We start from the raw sequence: 18,299 nt of genomic DNA, 5'->3' as shown, positions 1-18,299 counted from the left end.
GGCGGAACGCGCCGTCAGTCCTTGCGGCCCGTCGTCGCGACGGTCAGGCCGAGGCCGATCATCGTGATTCCGCCGACGCCTCCGACCAGGGAGAGCCGCTGGGGCGAGCGGGCGAACCACTCCCGGCCGGTGGCCGCGGCCAGCCCCCACACGCTGTCGCTGGCCAGTGCGATGATGTTGAAGACGAGCCCCAGCAGCATCATCTGGACGACGACGTGCCCGTGGGCGCGGTCGACGAACTGGGGCAGCACGGCCGCGAAGAACACGATGGTCTTGGGGTTGGCCACACCGACCATGAAACCCTCCGACAGCGTGCGCAGGCCTCCCCGCGCGGCCGTGTCACCGGTGAAGGCGGCCTGCAGCGCACCGCGTTGCCGCCACGCCTTGACCCCCAGATGCACGAGGTATGCGGCACCGGCCAGCTTCAGCACCGTGAAGACGAGGACGGAGCGCTCCACGATCGCCCCGACCCCGAGCGCCACGGCCACGACGAGCACGTATCCGCCCAGTGTGTTGCCCACGACCGTGGTCAGAGCGGCGCGGCGCCCCTGGGCCAGCGCCCGGCCGATCACGAACAGCACACTCGGCCCGGGGATCACGATCAGCAGGAACGACATGGCCGCGAAGGCGAGCAGACGCTCAGGAGTCACCATGGCGCTCATGCAATCACGACCGGATTCCTCCTCCCACCCACTTTTCCCTCCACTTCGCTTCGCCGAGGGTCGGCCCGCGCCGGGGCGAACCACCCCTGTACGGCGACGGGCACGCGGGGGCGGACCGGACGTGGCCGCAGACCTCGGCCGGGGCGCCCACCCGTACCGTCCCGTGGCGTGAGGTCCGTGCCGGATGTGCGTGACCCGTCAGCGGCTCCGTCGGGCATGGAGACGGGCGGCCTGCCGTGTCAGATGGTCGCGCTCCGCGAGGTTGGGTGCCTTGTGGGCCGCCTCGGCGTACAGCTGCGCCGCCGTCGCCAGGTCGCCGTCGCGCTCATGGAGGTAGGCCGCCACCGCCGCGTGGCGAGGCAGTGCGGCGTCCACGGCGGCGAGCGCTTTCAGACCGGCGCGCGGTCCGTCGGCCTCACCGACGGCCACCGCGCGGTTGAGCCGGACGACCGGGCTGTCGGTCAGGCGGGCGAGCTCGTCGTACCACTCGACGATCTGCACCCAGTCGGTCTCCTCCGCGGTGGGCGCGTCGGCGTGCAGCGCCGCGATGGCGGCCTGTGCCTGGAATTCCCCCAGCCGGTCGCGGGCGAGGGCCGTCTGCAGGATCTCCACGCCCGCGGCGATCGACGCGGTGTCCCACCGGCCGCGGTCCTGCTCGGCGAGCGGCACCAGCCTGCCGTCGGACGAGGTCCGGGACGCACGGCGGGCGTAGTGGAGCAGCATGAGAGCGAGCAGCCCGGCTACTTCGGGGTGGTCGATCGCGGCGGCGAGCTGCCGGGTGAGCCGGATGGCCTCGGCGGCGAGGTCGACGTCGCCGGAGTAGCCCTCGTTGAAGACCAGGTAGAGGACGCGCAGCACCGTGGCGACGTCGCCGGACTGCTCGAACCGCACGCCGGAGACCGTGCGCTTGGCCCGGCTGATGCGCTGCGCCATGGTCGCCTCGGGCACCAGGTAGGCCTGGGCGATCTGCCGGGTGGTCAGTCCGCCGACGGCGCGCAGCGTGAGCGCGACGGCGGAGGAGGGGGTCAGCGTGGGGTGGGCGCACAGGAAGTAGAGCTGGAGCGTGTCGTCCGTCGCGGGAGCCGGCCCTGGTGCCGGCTCCTCGTCCACGCGGTCCTCACGCCGGCGGCGGGCGGCGTCCGAGCGGGTGGCGTCGAGGAACTTGCGCCAGGCCGCGGTGACCAGCCAGCCCTTCGCATCCCGCGGAGGGTCGGCCGGCCAGACGCGGACCGCCTCGACCAGGGCGTCCTGCACGGCGTCCTCGGCCGCCGCGAAGTCGGCTCCGCGGCGGACGAGGATCCCGAGCACGCTCGGCGTGAGGCTCCGGATCAGAGCCTCGTTCATCAGTGAGGGCACTCGGTGACGGCCGGCTGCGCGCTGAGGAACGGGCGCAGCTCGAGCCACTCGTGGATCGGCCTGCCGCCCGCCCCGGGAGCGGCTGACAGCTCTCCGGCGAGCTCGACGGCACGCTCGTAGCTGTCGACGTCGATCACCATCCAGCCGGCGATGAGGTCCTTGGTCTCCGCGAACGGCCCGTCGGTCACGGGCGGACGCCCCTCACCGCCGTACTGGACGAACGTCCCCTCGGGTGCGAGCGCCTGGCCGTCGACGAACTCGCCGGTCTTCTCGAGCCGGTCGGCGAAGTCGCTCATGTACCGCATGTGGGCCGAGATCTCCTCGGGCGTCCACTCCGTCATGGGTACGTCGTTGACCGGGGCCGGGGCGCCGCGGTAGTGCTTCAGAAGCAGGTACTTGGCCATGGTGTTCTCCTCGGTGCTGGTGCGACCCGTTCGGTCACCTTCACCACGGGGACGGAGCCGGTCGCGTCTTCTCGACATCGCCGTCCGAAAAAAATCCGGCCCAGCGGAAAGGGTGCGCGACTCTTCCTCTCAGCCCATGCCGCAGGAGGCTTCTGCGGCGGTGAGCCACCCCAGGTACCAACCGGCGAAGTCCAGCGGGGAACCGTCGTCGTCGCGCATCGGATGCAGATCCGTGCCGTCACAGCGCGGATCACGCCATATTCGCCCCCGTTCCGGACCTGTGACGACGAGCCAGGTCTTCAGCCCGCAGCCCTCGTCGCACAGGCAGAGCGCCCCGGCGGTGAAGCGTGGGTCGTACTGCGTCTCGGCCATGCGCTCCTCCCACAGTTCCAGGGCCACATCGAGGTCGGCGAGGTCGTCGAACTCCTCCTCGCTCGGCCGCTCGGCCAGGATCCGTGCCGCTGCCGTCGGGTCCGCGCCTCCCGGGAACGGCTCGGCGAGCGCAGCCGGCTCGATCTCCTCGGGGACGTCGCCGGCCCAGCGCCAGCCACCGGCGCCGTCGCGCCGTACCGGGAGGACGCCGTAGGCAGGCCCCGCTCCCCCGGCTCCGACGTACAGCAGGAACGAGCGGTACTGCTCGGGCAGCTCGGCGCCGAGCCATCTCTCCATGTCGGCCACCTCGGCGGCCGTCAAGGGCACCTCGAGGCCGAAGCCGTGCCCCGAGGCTCCGAACACCTTGTCGCTGCCCGGCGCTGCGGCCAGCCCCAGAACCCTCTCACGCACCCCGGTCCAGTCAGTCATGGCACCCGACCCTAGCGGCAGCGGCGCAGCGCGGTCCGTGGCGCCGGACGGTGAGGCGGACGGGGGTCACCGCGACCACCCCGTCCTCCTCGACCGGTGCCGTGACCGGCTTCCGGACCACTGTCCCGGCCGAAAAGGACCGGGCCACTGGGCATCAGGCCCGGCAGCGCAGCATCGTCAGCGGAGGGTTGGCTGTGCAGTCGTCCCAGAACTCCTTCCCGTACGCGCGGATGCCCTCGGCGGAGACTGCCGGCGGAACCCACGTGATCTCGCTGAATCCGGCCGCCCGCAGGCACTTCTCGTAGACGGCCCGACCGGGCGGGTTCGCCTCGAACGAGATCGGCGGGTCGAGGAGTGCGGTGATCCGCACGCGCGGCCCGATCGCGGTCTCCTCGCCGAGCGACTCACACAGGAAGCCGTACTTGGCCAGCGAGGGCCCGTCGAAGCGGAAGTCCGGGTTCTGCATGAATGCGAAGAGTTCTGCTCCGTCCTCGATGCTGCGGTGGATGGTGCGGCACATCCGCTCGATGGTCGCGACGTCCTCGGCGTAGTTGAACAGCTGGACCGCGATCGCGAGGTCGAAGCGCTGTTCGAAGGCGCGCAGCGCGGCGACGTCAGCGACCTCGTAGCGGACGCCCAGTGGGTCACGGTCCTCCAGGGCCCGTGCCGCGTCGACCATCGCGGAGGAGATGTCGACGCCGAGCACTCGGGTCGCGCCACGGCGCTTGAACTCCCGGCTGTAGAAGCCGGTTCCGGAAGCCAGGTCGAGGACGGACCTTCCGCTGACGTCGCCGACGAGGGCGAGGAATCCGGGTACCTCCGCGTAGCGCGCGAGCGGGAGGGTCTTGAAGCCCTCGAACGCCTCGCCGATCCCGTCGTACAGCTGACCACTCATCGCGTGTCTCCCCCTTCGATCCTCGGCGTCGGCCTCCCTGACGGGCCGACGCCCCTGGCGGGAAGTCTCCCTCTCGCCGGTCGTGGTGCCGTATGGGCAGAAGACCCGAACACGGGGCGGCTGTCCTGTGTCCTGATGAGACGACCCGGCGCTCGCAGGTCGTCGGACTCGACGACGGGTGCGGTGAAGCGGCGGTTTCCGGACGGACGACCGGACAGGAGCGGCTTGTCCTGCCCCTTGTCCGGCAGGCTCACAGCCCTCTATCTTACTCCGGAGTAAGTTTACTCCCTGGTAAGGAGGGTGACGTGATCGCCTACCGGACTGTCATGGTCGGCACCGACGGCTCGGAGTCGTCGTTCGCAGCGGTCGAGGGGGCTGCCCGGCTCGCCGCCGTCTGCGGGGCCGAACTCGTGATCGCCTGTGCCTACGCACCGATGCGCGGCCCCGAGCTCGCCCTGGCCCAGGACCAACTGGGTTCCGAGGCCTATCAGGTGGTGGGCTCGGCACCCGCCGAGGACACCCTGCGGACCGCCAAGGACCGCGCCCGCGCGCAGGGCGCGTCGAACGTCCGGTCGGTCGCCGTGCAGGACGAACCGGTTCCCGCACTCGTGCGGATCGCCGAGGAGTGCTCGGCCGACCTCCTGGTCGTCGGCAACCGAGGGCTTCGCTCGCTCGCCGGGCGCATCCTCGGCTCCGTACCGGCGGACATCGCGAGGAAGGCCGGCCTCGACGTGCTGATCGTGCACACCACATGAGTGCGACAGGTCAGGCGGAGAACGCGGCTGACCCGTCCGGCCCCGGCGATCCGCGCAGGACCGTCGAGGAGGTACTGCTCGGTGGCGGCCGCGTCTGGACGAGGAGGGACATCGCCGAACGGTCCGGGGTCGGGCCCGAGCGGACCGCGCAGATCTGGCGTGCGCTGGGGTTTCCGGTGGCCGATGAGGACGCCAGGGTGTTCACCGACGCCGACGTCGAGGCACTGCGCGCGGGCGAACGGCTCATCGAGGCCGGCCTCATCACCGAGGAGAGCGAGACGATGATGGCGCGCGCTCTCGGGCACCATCTGTCCCGGCTCGCCGAGTGGCAGGTACACACACTCTGGGCCTGGATGAACAACGACTCGGCCGCCCCCTGGGACGACGAGGAGTTGATGGGCCACGCCGCGGCACTGCTGCCAGAGATCGAGCTCCTCCAGCGGCATGTCTGGCGCCGGCATCTGGCCGCGTCGACAGGACGGCTCCTGGCCGAGACGCAGGGGGACGCGCTCGCCGGTCAGGAGCCGGGAAAGGGCCGTGCGGGGAAGGCTGCGAGCGGGCCGGTGCCGCCCCGGGAGGGTGCCGACGTCCGCGACCGGGCCGTGGGATTCACGGACATGGTCGGCTACACCCGGATGACCCGCGGACTGGACAGCGCCGAACTCGTGCAGGTGCTCGACCGGTTCGAGAGCCTGACCGGTGACGTGGTCACCGAGGGCCGGGGCCGCGTGGTGAAGACCATCGGCGACGAGGTGCTCTTCGTGTGCGAGTCGGCACAGGCGGCCGCGGACATCGCCCTGGAGCTCGCCGCCCGCGCCGAGACGGAAGAGGGACTGCCGCGGATGCGGACCGGGCTGGCCCACGGCGCCGTGCTCAGCCGGTTCGGCGACGTCTACGGGGCGGCGGTGAACATCGCGGCGCGGCTCACCGCGGTGGCCCGCCCCGGCACCGTACTGGTCAACACGGTGCTGGCGGGCGAGCTGGCCGGCATGGCGCCGTACGAACTGAAGGTGCTCCGCCCCGTATCGGTGCGCGGGTACAGCAGGCTGCGACCGGTGCTGCTGCGGTCGGCACGGCCCGTCGTGCCCCGGATAGGTGAGCGCACCGGGTGAGGCCCAGGGGTGGCCGGCGACGTCGGCTGCCTCGACTGTGGCCGCCAAGCCCTTTCGTCCGCCCTCGGCAGGCGGGTCCACCGGCGGGCCACCTGCCCGTCGACCGCCGGATCGGCATGTACCGCACGACCCACCCTGCTGTCGGTCTCCCATGCGCCGGGCGACCGGAATCGGTCACAGGAACGAGGAGCCTGTCACGGAGGGAGTTCCCACAGGGCGGGCACCGGAGAGGGGAGGCGTAAGGACGTGCTGGATCAGTGCGCCGTAGCGGGTCACGAGGGTGGCACGGTCGGTTCCGAGCAGCGTCTCGTCGCGCGCCACCCACAGGGAGTGGAGCAGTCCCGCGGCGACCGAGGCCGCCAGGCGCGCGCGGATGTCGGCATCGGGTCCTGACAGGCGGGCGCGCAGCGGTTCGATCAGGACCTTCTCGTGGGTGTCCTTGAGCCGTCGCAGGATCTCCGGCTCGTTACTGCCGCGCACCAGGGCGAGGAACACGCCCTGGGCGCCACCGTCGAGACCGAGGACGAGATCGACGAGGCGCTCACCCAGCACCTCCACGGGGACGTCCAGGAGCGGTTCGTCGTCGATGGTCAGATGCATCGTCTCCAGGAACAGCAGTTCCTTGTTCTTGAAATGACGGATCACCAGCGCCGGGTCGGCGCCGGCCGCCGCGGCGATCTGACGGACGGTCGCACCGGCGTACCCCCGCTCCTGGAACAGCCGGGTGGCGGCGGTGCGGATGGCTTCGCGCGTCGTGGTTCCTGTACCGGGCTGCGCCATGTGCCCAGAGTAGGCCCGACGACGGCGCCGGCGCGGGCGGGGATCCCGGCGGAACAGAAGGGGTACGCGGCGGCGCGCCGGCAGTCCGGGAAAGTTGTGTCAACTTAGTTGACGTCGCTGCGGAGGTGGCCCACATTACCTAGGGGTAGCACCGGGCGGTAACCGCGCCCGTGACGTCCGACGGGATCCGGCGCGCGTTCCGCAGACCACCCCACCGGCGTCGGCACCACCCCGCTCGAGCCGCTCCTTCACCGCGGGACCGGCTGCCGCGAAGGGGCCGGAACCCCTCCCGCACCGCCATCGAGAAGAGAGAGCACATGACCAGAACCCGTAGTGTCATGGCCGCGTCAGCTCTGACCTGTGCACTGGCCCTCACCGCCGCCGGAACCACCACTGCGCACGCTGCGACGCCACTGGACTACGTCGCCCTGGGTGACAGCTACAGCGCCGGATCGGGCGTCCTGCCCGTGGACCTGTCCAATCTGTTGTGTCTGCGCTCCACCGCGAACTACCCCCACGTCATCGCCTCGGCGACGGGCGCCCGCCTCAAGGACGTCACCTGCGGCGCCGCCCAGACCAAGGACTTCACCCGGTCCCAGTACCCGGGGGTGGCGCCCCAGGCCGACGCGCTCAGCGCGGACACCGACCTGGTGACGTTCACGATGGGCGGCAACGACAACAGCACCTTCATCAACGCCCTCACCACGTGCGGCACGGCGGGTGTCCTCAGCGGCGGCAAGGGCAGCCCCTGCAAGGACAAGAACGGCGCCTCCTTCGACAACCAGATCGAGGCGAACACCTACCCCGCCCTCAAGTCCGCTCTGCAGACGCTCCGGGCCAAGGCCCCCAACGCACGCATCGCCGCCCTGGGATACCCCTGGATCACACCCGCCACCGCGGACCCGTCCTGCTTCGTCAAGCTTCCGATCGCCTCCGGTGACGTGCCCTACCTGCGCGCCATCCAGGCCCATCTCAACGACGTCGTCGAACGCGCCGCCGAGGAGACCGGTGCGACGTACGTGGACTTCTCCGCGGCCTCCGAAGGCCACGACGCCTGCAAGGCCTCCGGGACCCGGTGGATCGAGCCGCTCCTGTTCGGTCAGAACATCGTCCCCGTCCACCCCAACGCCTTGGGAGAGCGCCGCATGGCCGAACGTGCGATGACCGTCCTCGGCCTCGGCTGACCGCACACCACCCGTTCTCGGACCCGGCGCACACCGGGTCCGAGGGCCGGCAGCCGGTCAGGTCCCTCGCAGGCGGCTCTCGGCGGTCCTTCCGGCTGCGGCGGAGCACTCGGTCCGGGCGGGGTCGTCGGGAGTCACTCGCGCACGACCGGTTCACCACTCTTTCCTCGCGACTGCGGAAGTAGCTGCCCCGGCACGGGGGCGGTTGTAAGGTCGACGCTCTCACAGGCCGGATGGGGTGGCAGGGCATGCGGGTGTCGATGACGAGCGTTCCGAAGCGGCCCGGCCGGGTGAACGAGGACTTCACCGGTGCCGTGCCGACGGCAGCGGTGCTGATCGACGGCGCCGGCATCCCCGGCAGCGACCACACCTGCCTGCACGGCGTCGCCTGGTACGCCGGTCGTCTGGGAGGAAGCCTCCTCGGTCTCCTTGCGCTCGCACAGGACCGCGGTCTCGCGGCGCTGCTCGCCGAAGCCGTCGAGCTGGTGACCGACGAGCACCGCGACACCTGCGCCGTCGCCGACCCCATCAGCCCGTCGGCGACCGTTGCCGTCCTCCGCGTCTCCGAAGGCTGGGCCGAATACCTGGTACTCGGTGATTCCGTCCTCGTGCTGGACCGGGCGGACCGTATGCCGCTCGTGGTGACCGATCCCCGAGAGGTGGTCATCAGCCGACGGTACGAACCCGCGCTCGCCGCCGTCGCCAAGGGCAGTGACGCGCACCACCGCATCCTCCGCGAGCTGCGTGCCAACCGGAATGCGCCGGGCGGCTTCTGGGTGGCCAAGGACGACCCGCGGGCGGCGGACGAGGCGATCACCGGCAGGTGTCCGGTCGCCGAGGTCACCGGAGCCGCCCTGCTCAGCAACGGAGCCGGCCGCCTCGTGGACCGGTTCGGGCTCGCCACCTGGCCGCAGGTGATGACGGTCCTCGCGTCGGGCGGAGCGGCCGAGACCATCCGACGCGTCCGGCAGGAGGAGACCCGCCAGGCGCTGGCGGCGGACGACGCGACGATCACGTACTGCACCGACCTGGCCTGACAGTGCCTGTGCGGCAGACCGGTGGGCTCGGGCGCGCTCAGGACATGCGGCCCGCAGTCAGCCGCGGGCCATCAGCGCGGCGAGGGCCGCACGGGAGGCGACATCCGTCTTGCGGTACACCCGGGAGAGGTGGGTCTCGACGGTGCGCGGACTGAGGTACAGCCTGTCGGCGATCGCCTGGTTCGTGAGGCCCTCGGCGACGAGCTCGGCGACCTCCCGTTCACGAGCCGTCAACGACGCCAGCCGCTGCGGGGGAATACCGGAACCCCCCGGGGATGCCGCCGCTCCCGCCGCCGCCAGACCGGCCAGCAGGTGTGCTCCCCCGGTAGCGGCCAGCCGGCGACCCCTCTCACGCATCGCCTCACCTCGTGCCTGCTGCCCGGCGGCCGTCAGGACCGGGGCGGCGAGCAGCAGCGATCGCGCCTCCCAGAAGACGGCACCGGACCGTGCGCACTCCTCGACCGCCTCGGAGAGCAGGGCCGCCGCCGTCACCGGGTCGCCACCGTGCAGCGCCAGCTGAGCCGCGCTGCGCAGGGCGGACGACCGTTGCAGGGGCAGGCCGAGCCGATCGGCCTCCTTGTGCGCCCGCTCGGCCCAGGCGGACGCGGAACCGGCATCCCCCGTGAGCAGGGCCGCGGTGACGAGCAGTTCCAGGAACAGGGGGCGCATCGAGGGCTGCAGGCCGTGCAGGTCGTCGCCACCCGCCCGGAGCAGGGCGTCCCGGGCGCGGTGCGGGTCGCCACCGGTGAGCGCCGCGTAGCCGAGCATGCACCAGGCCATGGACGCCCGCCAGTTGGCGCTCGGTCCCATGCAGGAGACCGCTTCCTCGGCGGCGGCCAGCGCCTCCGGGTCACCGGGTGCGGAGGCCACCACCAGAACCTGCGCCTTGTTGGCCAGGACGAAGGAGAGCAGCTCGCTGCTCCCGATGCCTCGTGCGATGTCCTCCGCCTCGTCGGCAAGTTGGCGCGCCGACGGCAGTCGGCAGGTCTGGATCCGGACATGCGCCTTGCACAGCAGCAGGAGCGGCAGCAGGTAGACCTGGCCGCTGCGCCGGGCGATCTCGAGGCCCCGGTCGGCGTGGCGCTCGGCGTCGGTGAAGCGGCCCAGGAACGCCTCCGCCCAGCCGAGCCTGGCCAGGGGCTCGCACAGTGAGGTGAGGTCTCCGTCGGGCAGACCGTCCATCAGGTCTGCCGCCTGCCCGGCGAACCCGGCTGCCGTGGCCGTGCCGCCCTCGTAGGCCTCACCGAACGCGGCGAGCGCCAGGGCGCCGGCTTCGCCCGGTACGTCCTCGAGGGAGCGGGCAGCCGAGAGGGTCCGGGCCATCTCGTCCCGCACCTGCGGATACGGGGTGTTGTGGGGGGCGGAGGAGCCCAGTTCGAGTCCGATCGAAACCCTCTCGGCCGCCGATGGCCCGACCTTCCTCGTCAGCTCGTGGCGCAGCAGGGCGATCGCCTCGGGGTACCTTCCGAGGTGCCGCTCCACCAGGGCGCACAGCACGACGGCCGACGCCCTGACGGCGGCCTCGTCCGGACCCGAGGTGCTGATGACGTGGTGCAGCAGCTCCCGGCTCTCCCGCAGTCCGCCGGCGACGCCGAGCGCACGTGCGCGCCTCAGCATCAGCCGGCGCCGCTCGGCGGCGTGTTCGGCGGTGTCCGGAAGGAGCCGGAGCACGGTACCCAGCCAGTGCGCGCAGCTCGTCGGGGCCGTCGACGCGGTCTCCTCGGCGGCCTGCCTCAGGACGGCTGTCGCCTCGGTGTCCCAGGCGGTCACCGAACGTTCGATGTGAGGGGCCCGCTCGATCGCCGGGGCGCCCGTGCGAGCCAGCTCGACGGCGGCCCGGCGATGGATGTCGACGCGGCGCCACGAGGGGATGGACTCGTACACCAGCGTCCGGAGTACCGGGTGGCGCAGCATCAGCCGGCCGCCCGGACCCGCGCGCACGAGATCGCGCCGGGCCAGGGCCTCCAGATCGCCGTCGAGCTCCGCGTCGGTGCGGGAAGCCGTCGTGCCCAGGACGGAGGGTGTGGCGTGGTCGCCGAGCACGGCGACCACCTCCAGGGTCAGGCGCTGCGACGGCGTGAGCGGCGTCAGCTCGTTGAGCAGCAGCGGTCCGAGGCCGACCGGCAGTCCGTCGGCACCGTCCCCGGTCGAGGGAGAGGCCGCGGAGGAGGTGCCACTGAGGGTGGCCCCTTCGCGGTGGGCGTGCAGCAGGGAGAGGAAGTACAGGGGGTTGCCCCCGCTGGCGGCGTGGAGCCGCGCCGCCCGGACACGCGGCAGGTCGGGGGCGAGCCCTTCGACGCATTCCTGCTCGGGGAGCGGTCCCAGACCGATCCGGATCACCGCCCCGGTGTCGAGACCGCGGGTGAGCGCCACGGTGAGCGCAGGTGGGGTCTGCCGGTCGCGACGTGCGACGACGAGGACGACCGGGCCGGGAACCGGGTGCCGGACGAGATGGTCCAGGAGTTCCAGGGACGCCGGGTCCGCCCAGTGCATGTCGTCCAGCGCGACCAGCAGGCCCTCCGTGCCGAGCTGCGCCAACAGCCGTGCCGTCGACCGGTGGAGGGCGAAGCGGTCGACGGCTGGGGCCGTCACGGGGGACGGCCCCGTGGCCCGGCCGCCCATCGCCGGGGACAGCGCGGCGAGCAGCTCGGTCGCCGCGCTCGGACCGCGGTCGTCGGCGTCGGCGATCGCCTCGGCGAACGGCTGGAAGGGGAGGTGCTGTTCGTACTCCGTGGCCCGGCCTCGCAGCACCGTCACACCGCGTCGCTCCGCACGCAGGCAGAGCTCTCCGACCAGTCGGCTCTTACCGATTCCCGCCGCGCCGGTGAGGTCGACGACCGCCGGACTCCCCCGGCCCAAGCGATCGAACACGGCATCGAGCTGGGCGATTTCGGCCGTGCGACCGACGAGCGGGTTGCCGCCTGCGCGGCCCGTCGCGGCACCGGCCGCCACTCCCGCCGGTGTGATCCCTCTGGCGAACTTCACGGCAATGTCTACCACGTTGGGCAGCCACCCGTGGAGACGTCCATCCGGCCCCGCAAGCGCGGTACGGGAACGAAGCCGCCGGAACGCCTCCGTCGGCGTCTCCGACAGCGCCTCCGTCAGCGGCGGAACCGCCCCTTCAGCCGGACCAGGTCATCACCACGTCCACCACCGCGACGATCGCGAAAAGGACGGCCGCGACGAGGGGCAAGGTGAACACGAAGGCTATCGAGCCGTGCCCCACCGCCCATCCGGACTCACGTGCGCACACGAGGAGCCAGATGGTCAGGCTGAGGAACGGCGCGAAGAGACCCCACGTACTCAGCGTCCACCGCACGAAGGCGACGCCCGACAGTTCGTATGCCTCTCCCGCCACCGTCCGCACCTCCACAACACTGCCGGCCCGGTACTCCCTGCGTGCCTCGTGCAGGACCATGTCCCGCTGCGGCTTCCCTCCTGTCCGCGGTGCGTACACACCTGTACAACCGAAGCCCTGGAAGCTGTCGTCCGCCATGGACGTCTCATAACACCGGGTTACTCTCAGGGTCCCGTCCACGGGTCCGACCCCCACCACGGCCGCCAGGCGGGGCAGGGGAAGCAGCCAGGACAACCACCCGGCCACGGCAAGACTCAGCACCGACCCGGTGACGGCCGCCCCCCGTCCCCACCGGCCCCACTTCTTCCTCGCCACGTCTTCTCCCCCTCCGGAGCTGATCGCCGCGACGACCCTCGCCCCCGGGCCGGTCCCCCGCACCGGCCCGCCCCCGACAACCACCTTTCCAGCCCGCACGGTGCCGCGCGTCCGTGGTTTCCCGTACATGCGCTACGTACATCCGGCCCCGGTGCACGCGCGTACCCGGCGCGTTGTCCGGAGGGCGACGGACACCCACGCCCGGCACCTCTACGTGGGGAAGTACGTGATTCCACCGACGCCCGCCGGGGCAAATCCTGGAAGCATCGTCCTCCGGGTCGCGCCACACCTGGACAGAACTCCAGGGACGCGCCCACCGCGTACCGGTCCGGTGGAAGGCGCTCCACGTGTCACATCCACGTCCGCGTCCCTCACGTCCTCTGACCTCCCGTCACCCGGAGGCCCGGGGCACCGGAAGAGCCGCGAAGGCCGGTTCGAGGCACCAGCGGCGCAGGTGTGCCGTGCACCAGGGCGCGCGCCCTCCGCGCGCATTCGGTTTCCAGCGAGGGAGCGTCCGTGCGTCACACAGTGGCTGGTCTGGGACTCGGTACGATCCGCGGCGACTACGCCGTCATCAACCCGACGATCGGCTCCATGATGCAGGTGCTGAGGGGATTCCTGCTGATTCTCTGGATCGCCATGATCGTCACCACGTTCGTCAACCCGGACGCGGTCGACGGCAATGCCGCTGTGACGACAGCCGTGGTGGCCGCGGTGTACGCCCTGAAGCTCGGATGGCGCTGGCTCACGGCCCGGCTCGGTGTGAACAGGTGCTACCTGTGCACGGACGGAGTGGCGGTCACGGGCCGGCTCGGCCGGGTACGGGACTCCGTGAGGTGGGGCCAGGTGACCGGGGTGCAGCAGACGGCAGTGGTGGGTCTCGTCATGGGTTGCCACCGCGTCGAAATCCACCGGAGCAACTCCGCCAGGCCACTGTGGTTCGTGGCGCCGGGAGCGAAGTCCGCCCTGGTGCAGGCGGTGCTCGACGAGGGCAGGCGAAGCGGCGCCCTCCAGTGATCCCCGCGTGCGCGCGGGCACGGACGGGCCGTCTGTACCGGACCGGCCCCGAACCCGCAGCGGAGGTGGTGCGCACCGTCAGCAAGGGCGGGATGCGGACAGCCGTGCATCCGGGGGACGCGCCGCCCCGATGGATCAGCGAGTGCGGCGGATACGGATCGGGCCGCGTGCCCGTGCCGGCTCGACGGCACGGCCCGCCTGGGTGATTTCCACGTCACCGGCCGTCACCAGCCGACCGGCGGCGCGGCGGGCGGGCTCCATGAGCGCGCGCCAGCCGTCGTCGTCCCCGTCGTACACCGCTCGCGCGGCGTCGGAAGGACAGATCGTCGCAGTCGGGCCACGACGCTCCAGCAGCTCCAGAATGGCCCGTTCCAGGAGCCGCCCCGTACGGCGTTCAGCGTCTGTCACGGTGCCAGTGTCGCACCGGCCCTGACGTGAATCCACGTCTCGGCCACCGCGCCGCTCCGGTTCCGGCAGAGGTGTCCAGGACACCGTTCCCGCACAGTGGTCGCGGGCGTCCACCGGAACCGTAGGGCAGGGTGGCGGTGCTCTCCTGGCCTACCGGTCGCCCCGAGGGGGCGACCACACGGTCAGCCGTTGACGAGTTGGTCGCCCGCGCTCACCGTGTCCTCTCCGGCCTGAGCCAGGTCCCCTACGGCGGAGACCCGCTTCGCGATCGCGGGCTTCTGCAGAACCGCGGAGCCGGCGGAACCGACCTGCTCCCCGACCGTGCTGGCGGTCAGGGCGGTGTCGGTGAGGGTGGAGGCGAAGGCGTCGGCCTGGGCAGCGGGAGCGGCGGCGGCCAGCAGGGCGGATCCGGCCGCGGCGGCGGTGAGAATACGACGTACGTTCATGATCGATACAACGCGGCCCACCCCCGGCAGGACACGCACTTCGCCCCTGCCGTCATCGTTCGTCCGTGCCGTCCACCCGTGCGGGTGTGCGGCGCGACGGCGGATCCCTCTCGCTCGGACGGACACCGGCACACGGCACCGCACGCCGGCGCGCCCCGGGGCGGCTGGAAGAAGCCGACGCGGCTCAGTCGTCGCCGCTGCCGAAGTCCCCGACGTCCAGGTCACCGCCGTAACCGGCGGACCCGGCACCCACCACGCCCTGCCAGCCGGAAAGGAACGTCCCGCTGATCAGCCCCACGGTGCCCGCCAGCACAAGGGCCGACCCGGTCAGCAGCACGGCCGCGGCCGGGGGCCCGTTCCCGTTGCCCGTGAGCATCAGCGCCATGAGGCCCGGGCCCATGCCGACCCCCGTGCCACACACGACGGCCAGCGTCGCGTTGTGGTGGAGGTCAGGGACCGTGCCCCACAACACCGGGATCAGAGACACTGCCTGGCAGAGCAGAAAGACCCCCTGCAGCACGGCGTACCCCGCGAACGTCATCTCCTGCTGCCAGAAGTACACGACCCCCGCTGCGGCACAGAACAGCTGAGCCGTGACGCCCACCAGGACGAACGCACTGGGACCGTGGAGGTAATACCCGAACGCGTCCGCAGATCGTCCGAGCTTGTACCTGAACCTTCCGTGCACGTCCAGCCCCCGATCGTCGGCACTGCTCCGCCTGGCTGCAGCATGCCCACACCAGCCAATCGCTACCCGGTCCCGGCTCCCTCCGTCCGGGCACCGGGGCAGTCGCCCGGACCGCTGCCGACCGACCGACGCGCCTCACCCGGCTGTCCCGCTCCGCTTTTCGACCTCACCGACCGGCAGCACACTGGGAGCACGCCGCGGGCTGCGACTGGGGAGGCACACGTCATGCACTGGCTCTTCGGCGACCAGCTCGGCCCTCACTTCCTCACTGCGGGTGACGGTGACGGGCCCGGTCGCGACACCCCTCTACTCATGATCGAGGCACGGTCGGTGTTCCGGCGACGCCGCTTCCACCGGGCCAAGGCCCATCTGATCCTGTCCGCGATGCGCCACCGCGCGGCGGAGCTCGGTGACCGCCTGACCTATGTGCGCGCCGACACCTACCGGGCCGGCCTGGAGAAGGCGGCCGGTGGACGCCCTGTCACCGTGTACCACCCGACCTCGTTCGCGGCTGCCGGCCTGGTGCGTGCTCTTCCGCAGGTGTCCGTCCTGCCTGCGCGCGGGTTCCTGGTGCCCATGGAGGACTTCTCGTCGTGGGCGGACGGCCACGGCGGGAAGAGTCTGCGTCAGGAGGACTTCTACCGCTGGCTCCGGCGCGACCACGATCTGCTGATGGACGGCGACCAGCCGGCGGGCGGCCGTTGGAACCACGACCACGACAACCGGGAGCGCCCGCCGCGCGGGAGCGCCACTCTCCCCGTCGGCCGGCCCTACCGGCCCCGCGAGGACGCCATCGACGACGAGGTCCGACGCGACCTCGACCGCTGGGAGAAGGACGGTGACGTGTCCTTCGTCGGGCGTGACGGGCCTCGCCGGTTCCCGGCGACCCGCGCCGAGGCCCGGGCAGCTCTGAAGCGCTTCCTCTCACACCGGCTGAACGCCTTCGGCCCGTACGAGGACGCCATGCTCGCCGCCGACCCGGTCATGAGCCACAGCCTCCTGTCGACCTCGCTCAACCTCGGCCTCCTCGACCCCGCCGAATGCGTGGAACGAGCGGAAGAGGAGTGGCGGGCCGGCCGGGCGCCGATCAACAGCGTGGAGGGGTTCATCCGGCAGGTCGCCGGCTGGCGGGAGTACGTGTGGCAGCTCTACTGGTACTTCGGCGAGGAATACCGGCACTCCAACGTCCTGCGGCACGCCGCCCCGCTACCCGGCTGGTGGAATGACCTGGACGCGGACGCCGTCCACGCGCACTGCCTGCGGACCGTCCTGGCTCAGGTGCGCGACACCGGGTGGACCCATCACATCCCCCGGCTGATGGTCCTGGGCGGGTACGCGCTCCAACGGGGCTGGGACCCCGCCGAACTCACCGACTGGTTCCACCGCAGCTTCGTGGACGGCTACGACTGGGTCATGGTCCCCAACGTCATCGGTATGTCCCAGTACGCGGACGGCGGCAGGATGACGACCAAGCCCTACACGTCGGGCGGCGCCTACATCAACCGTATGAGCGACTTGTGCGGGGCATGCGCGTACAAGCCCGGTGACCGGACCGGCGAACACGCCTGCCCCTACACCACGGGCTACTGGACCTTCGTCGACCGGCACCGGGATCGGCTCGCGAGCAATCACCGGACCTCACGAGCGGTACAGCAGATGGACCGGCTCGGCGACCTCGAGGACGTACGCCGAAAGGAGCGCACCCGTGGTGACACCCCACCGTGAGCTCCGAGTTGACGAATGGTCCACTGGCCGAGGCGGGCGACTGGACGTGCCACACGCAGGAACCCGGGTCCCTCCCGGCGCGAGCCTCCGCCTCCGGAGGCCGCGGGTCTCCGCAATCTACGCGTAGCGTGCGAACAGAGCGTGGAGGTAGTCCTCGATCCTGCTGCTCAGAAGATCGGGGGTCAGATCCGTGCGGCCGAGTTCACGCCAGGGGACGGCGACCTTCTCCGCGTCCGGGGCGAAGGCCAGAGCGTCGATGATCCGCCAGTACAAGTGCGCCGCACGCTCCTCGGCGAGACGCCCGCCGGCGGCTGCATACCGGTCCGCGAAGGTCATCCCCAGAGGAACACCGTGGAGCAGGGACAGGGCCGTCGAGCAGTGAGCGACATCGAGGTCGGCGGGTCCCCACGAGGTCTCCACCCAGTCGACCACCCCACTGATGCGGACGTCGTCCCCCTCGCCCTGGAAGAGGACGTTGCCCGGATGGAAGTCCCGGTGCAGGAAACAAGGACGCGCGGCGGGCGGATCCTGCCGGATCACGTCAACGGCCCGGTGCCAGAGCTCCGGACGCGCCGTGTACGGCGGGAGCGTCACCCGCTCCGGCGACGTCCATGCCTGCCAGGCCCGCGGCCTCGTGCCGGCCGAGACGTCGACCTGATGGATGCGCACCAGGTGTTCGGCGAGCGCATCGGCCCGGCGCTCGGCGTCACGGTCGTCCAGCCGGACGGACCCGGGCAACAACGACATCAGCAGGGACGGGTGGTCGCAGTGCATCGCGGTCGGGTCCACGTCCACGAGCGTCGCCGCAGGCACGTCCGTCCCCTCGAGCAGACGCAGAACCCCGGCTTCGCGGGACAGCAGACCGTCTGCGTGCCGGACCCAGAAGGGCTTCACGAAGGACCGCAGCACCAGGTGCTCACGACCCTCCGGGCCCTCGACGCGAAGTTTGCGCATGTCCGACGTCCACCCACCGCGCAGACGCTCGACGGCTTGTATCCGTTGCCCGTCACCGAGTCGCTTCTCCACCCAGGAGCGCGTGGCGTCCCAGCCCCGCGCCCCGGGATCGCCATCGAGTTGCTCTCCGTCCCCGCCCTTGATCACGGAGGAAGCGTAGCGGCCCTCAGATCAGGTCAGCGCTCGCCGGTGGGCAGCCCGCCCGGCGCAGCGTCGCACCGCTTCGTCGCCCCGGCCTACACGTCCCGTCGTCGTGCGTCCGCCGTACGACGCACAAACGACGCGTGTTGCACCCGTTTTCGTCCGTCGCCAGACTGGAGTACGCGCACGACTCCCCACGGTCCGCCACATGGACGCGACCGGCAGATGGGCCCAGGTCTTCGCGCGTGGCTGGAGGCGCCG

18 protein-coding genes are annotated in these 18,299 nt (G+C 71.5%); 6 read left to right on the top strand and 12 right to left on the bottom strand.

The genetic code is table 11. The features are described from left to right. Positions 1 to 14 precede the first annotated feature (14 nt). The 5 genes from OG488_RS36620 to OG488_RS36600 all read right to left on the bottom strand — a co-directional run bounded on the left by OG488_RS36620 (position 15) and on the right by OG488_RS36600 (position 4,118). On the bottom strand, positions 15 to 653 hold the full coding sequence (locus OG488_RS36620) for a LysE family translocator (protein ID WP_329237384.1): 639 nt from the start codon (positions 651 to 653) through the stop codon (positions 15 to 17). 207 nt (positions 654 to 860) lie between these two features. Beyond that, positions 861 to 2,006 (bottom strand): RNA polymerase sigma factor, encoded by a 1,146-nt coding sequence (locus OG488_RS36615; protein WP_329237381.1) that lies wholly within the window; start codon positions 2,004 to 2,006, stop codon positions 861 to 863. After that, on the bottom strand, positions 2,006 to 2,422 hold the full coding sequence (locus tag OG488_RS36610) for a YciI family protein (protein ID WP_329237378.1): 417 nt from the start codon (positions 2,420 to 2,422) through the stop codon (positions 2,006 to 2,008). The genes OG488_RS36615 and OG488_RS36610 overlap by 1 nt, the downstream gene beginning before the upstream one ends. Before the next feature lie 129 nt (positions 2,423 to 2,551). Further along, positions 2,552 to 3,223 carry an SMI1/KNR4 family protein gene (locus OG488_RS36605; RefSeq protein WP_329237375.1) on the bottom strand — a complete coding sequence of 224 codons (672 nt, stop codon included), beginning with the start codon at positions 3,221 to 3,223 and terminating at the stop codon, positions 2,552 to 2,554. Positions 3,224 to 3,377: 154 nt separating this feature from the next. Continuing rightward, positions 3,378 to 4,118: a class I SAM-dependent methyltransferase gene (locus tag OG488_RS36600; RefSeq protein ID WP_329237372.1), complete on the bottom strand. Its 741-nt coding sequence runs from the start codon at positions 4,116 to 4,118 to the stop codon at positions 3,378 to 3,380. Between the two features lie 305 nt (positions 4,119 to 4,423). Between OG488_RS36600 and OG488_RS36595 the strand changes: the two genes are divergently transcribed. Next, positions 4,424 to 4,873 carry a universal stress protein gene (locus OG488_RS36595; protein ID WP_329237369.1) on the top strand — a complete coding sequence of 150 codons (450 nt, stop codon included), beginning with the start codon at positions 4,424 to 4,426 and terminating at the stop codon, positions 4,871 to 4,873. Beyond that, positions 4,870 to 5,985, top strand: a complete 1,116-nt coding sequence (locus tag OG488_RS36590; protein WP_329237366.1) for an adenylate/guanylate cyclase domain-containing protein — start codon at positions 4,870 to 4,872, stop codon at positions 5,983 to 5,985. Before OG488_RS36595 ends, OG488_RS36590 begins: the two co-directional genes overlap by 4 nt. A gap of 174 nt (positions 5,986 to 6,159) precedes the next feature. Here the strand turns inward: OG488_RS36590 and OG488_RS36585 are convergent, their stop codons facing one another. Further along, positions 6,160 to 6,765, bottom strand: coding sequence for a TetR/AcrR family transcriptional regulator (locus tag OG488_RS36585; RefSeq protein WP_329237364.1), 606 nt, complete (start codon positions 6,763 to 6,765; stop codon positions 6,160 to 6,162). A gap of 317 nt (positions 6,766 to 7,082) precedes the next feature. On the opposite strand from OG488_RS36585, the gene OG488_RS36580 reads away from it, so the two are divergent. Beyond that, the gene (locus OG488_RS36580) at positions 7,083 to 7,949 is read left to right on the top strand and encodes an SGNH/GDSL hydrolase family protein (protein ID WP_329237361.1); all 867 of its coding nucleotides are present in this window, start codon (positions 7,083 to 7,085) and stop codon (positions 7,947 to 7,949) included. A gap of 260 nt (positions 7,950 to 8,209) precedes the next feature. After that, positions 8,210 to 8,986, top strand: a complete 777-nt coding sequence (locus OG488_RS36575) for an integrase (RefSeq protein WP_329237358.1) — start codon at positions 8,210 to 8,212, stop codon at positions 8,984 to 8,986. A gap of 57 nt (positions 8,987 to 9,043) precedes the next feature. Here the strand turns inward: OG488_RS36575 and OG488_RS36570 are convergent, their stop codons facing one another. Together OG488_RS36570 and OG488_RS36565 are read right to left on the bottom strand one after the other, a co-directional pair. After that, a complete protein-coding gene (locus OG488_RS36570; RefSeq protein ID WP_329239269.1) occupies positions 9,044 to 11,938 on the bottom strand; it encodes an ATP-binding protein in 2,895 nt (964 codons plus the stop codon). A 169-nt stretch (positions 11,939 to 12,107) separates the two neighbouring features. Continuing rightward, positions 12,108 to 12,482, bottom strand: coding sequence for a hypothetical protein (locus tag OG488_RS36565; protein ID WP_329237355.1), 375 nt, complete (start codon positions 12,480 to 12,482; stop codon positions 12,108 to 12,110). Between the two features lie 693 nt (positions 12,483 to 13,175). Here OG488_RS36565 and OG488_RS36560 point away from each other — a divergent pair. Next, entirely contained in the window at positions 13,176 to 13,676 is a 501-nt protein-coding gene (locus tag OG488_RS36560) for a hypothetical protein (RefSeq protein WP_329237352.1), read from the top strand. Positions 13,677 to 13,811: 135 nt separating this feature from the next. On the opposite strand, the gene OG488_RS36555 is transcribed toward OG488_RS36560, so the two are convergent. From OG488_RS36555 to OG488_RS36545, 3 genes are all read right to left on the bottom strand, one after another. Then, complete coding sequence (locus OG488_RS36555; protein ID WP_329237349.1) at positions 13,812 to 14,084, bottom strand: DUF3253 domain-containing protein; 273 nt, start codon at positions 14,082 to 14,084, stop codon at positions 13,812 to 13,814. A 182-nt stretch (positions 14,085 to 14,266) separates the two neighbouring features. Further along, positions 14,267 to 14,530 carry a hypothetical protein gene (locus OG488_RS36550; RefSeq protein WP_329237346.1) on the bottom strand — a complete coding sequence of 88 codons (264 nt, stop codon included), beginning with the start codon at positions 14,528 to 14,530 and terminating at the stop codon, positions 14,267 to 14,269. 184 nt (positions 14,531 to 14,714) lie between these two features. After that, entirely contained in the window at positions 14,715 to 15,134 is a 420-nt protein-coding gene (locus tag OG488_RS36545; protein WP_329237343.1) for a hypothetical protein, read from the bottom strand. A gap of 309 nt (positions 15,135 to 15,443) precedes the next feature. Here OG488_RS36545 and OG488_RS36540 point away from each other — a divergent pair, with 309 nt between their 5' ends. Next, positions 15,444 to 16,943, top strand: a complete 1,500-nt coding sequence (locus OG488_RS36540; protein ID WP_329237341.1) for a cryptochrome/photolyase family protein — start codon at positions 15,444 to 15,446, stop codon at positions 16,941 to 16,943. A gap of 117 nt (positions 16,944 to 17,060) precedes the next feature. On the opposite strand, the gene OG488_RS36535 is transcribed toward OG488_RS36540, so the two are convergent. After that, positions 17,061 to 18,041: a phosphotransferase family protein gene (locus OG488_RS36535; protein WP_443074284.1), complete on the bottom strand. Its 981-nt coding sequence runs from the start codon at positions 18,039 to 18,041 to the stop codon at positions 17,061 to 17,063. Positions 18,042 to 18,299 lie beyond the last annotated feature (258 nt).

The sequence above is a fragment of the Streptomyces sp. NBC_01460 genome, from assembly GCF_036227405.1.
Classification (GTDB): domain Bacteria; phylum Actinomycetota; class Actinomycetes; order Streptomycetales; family Streptomycetaceae; genus Streptomyces.
This window is presented reverse-complemented; position numbering and strand designations above follow the sequence as displayed.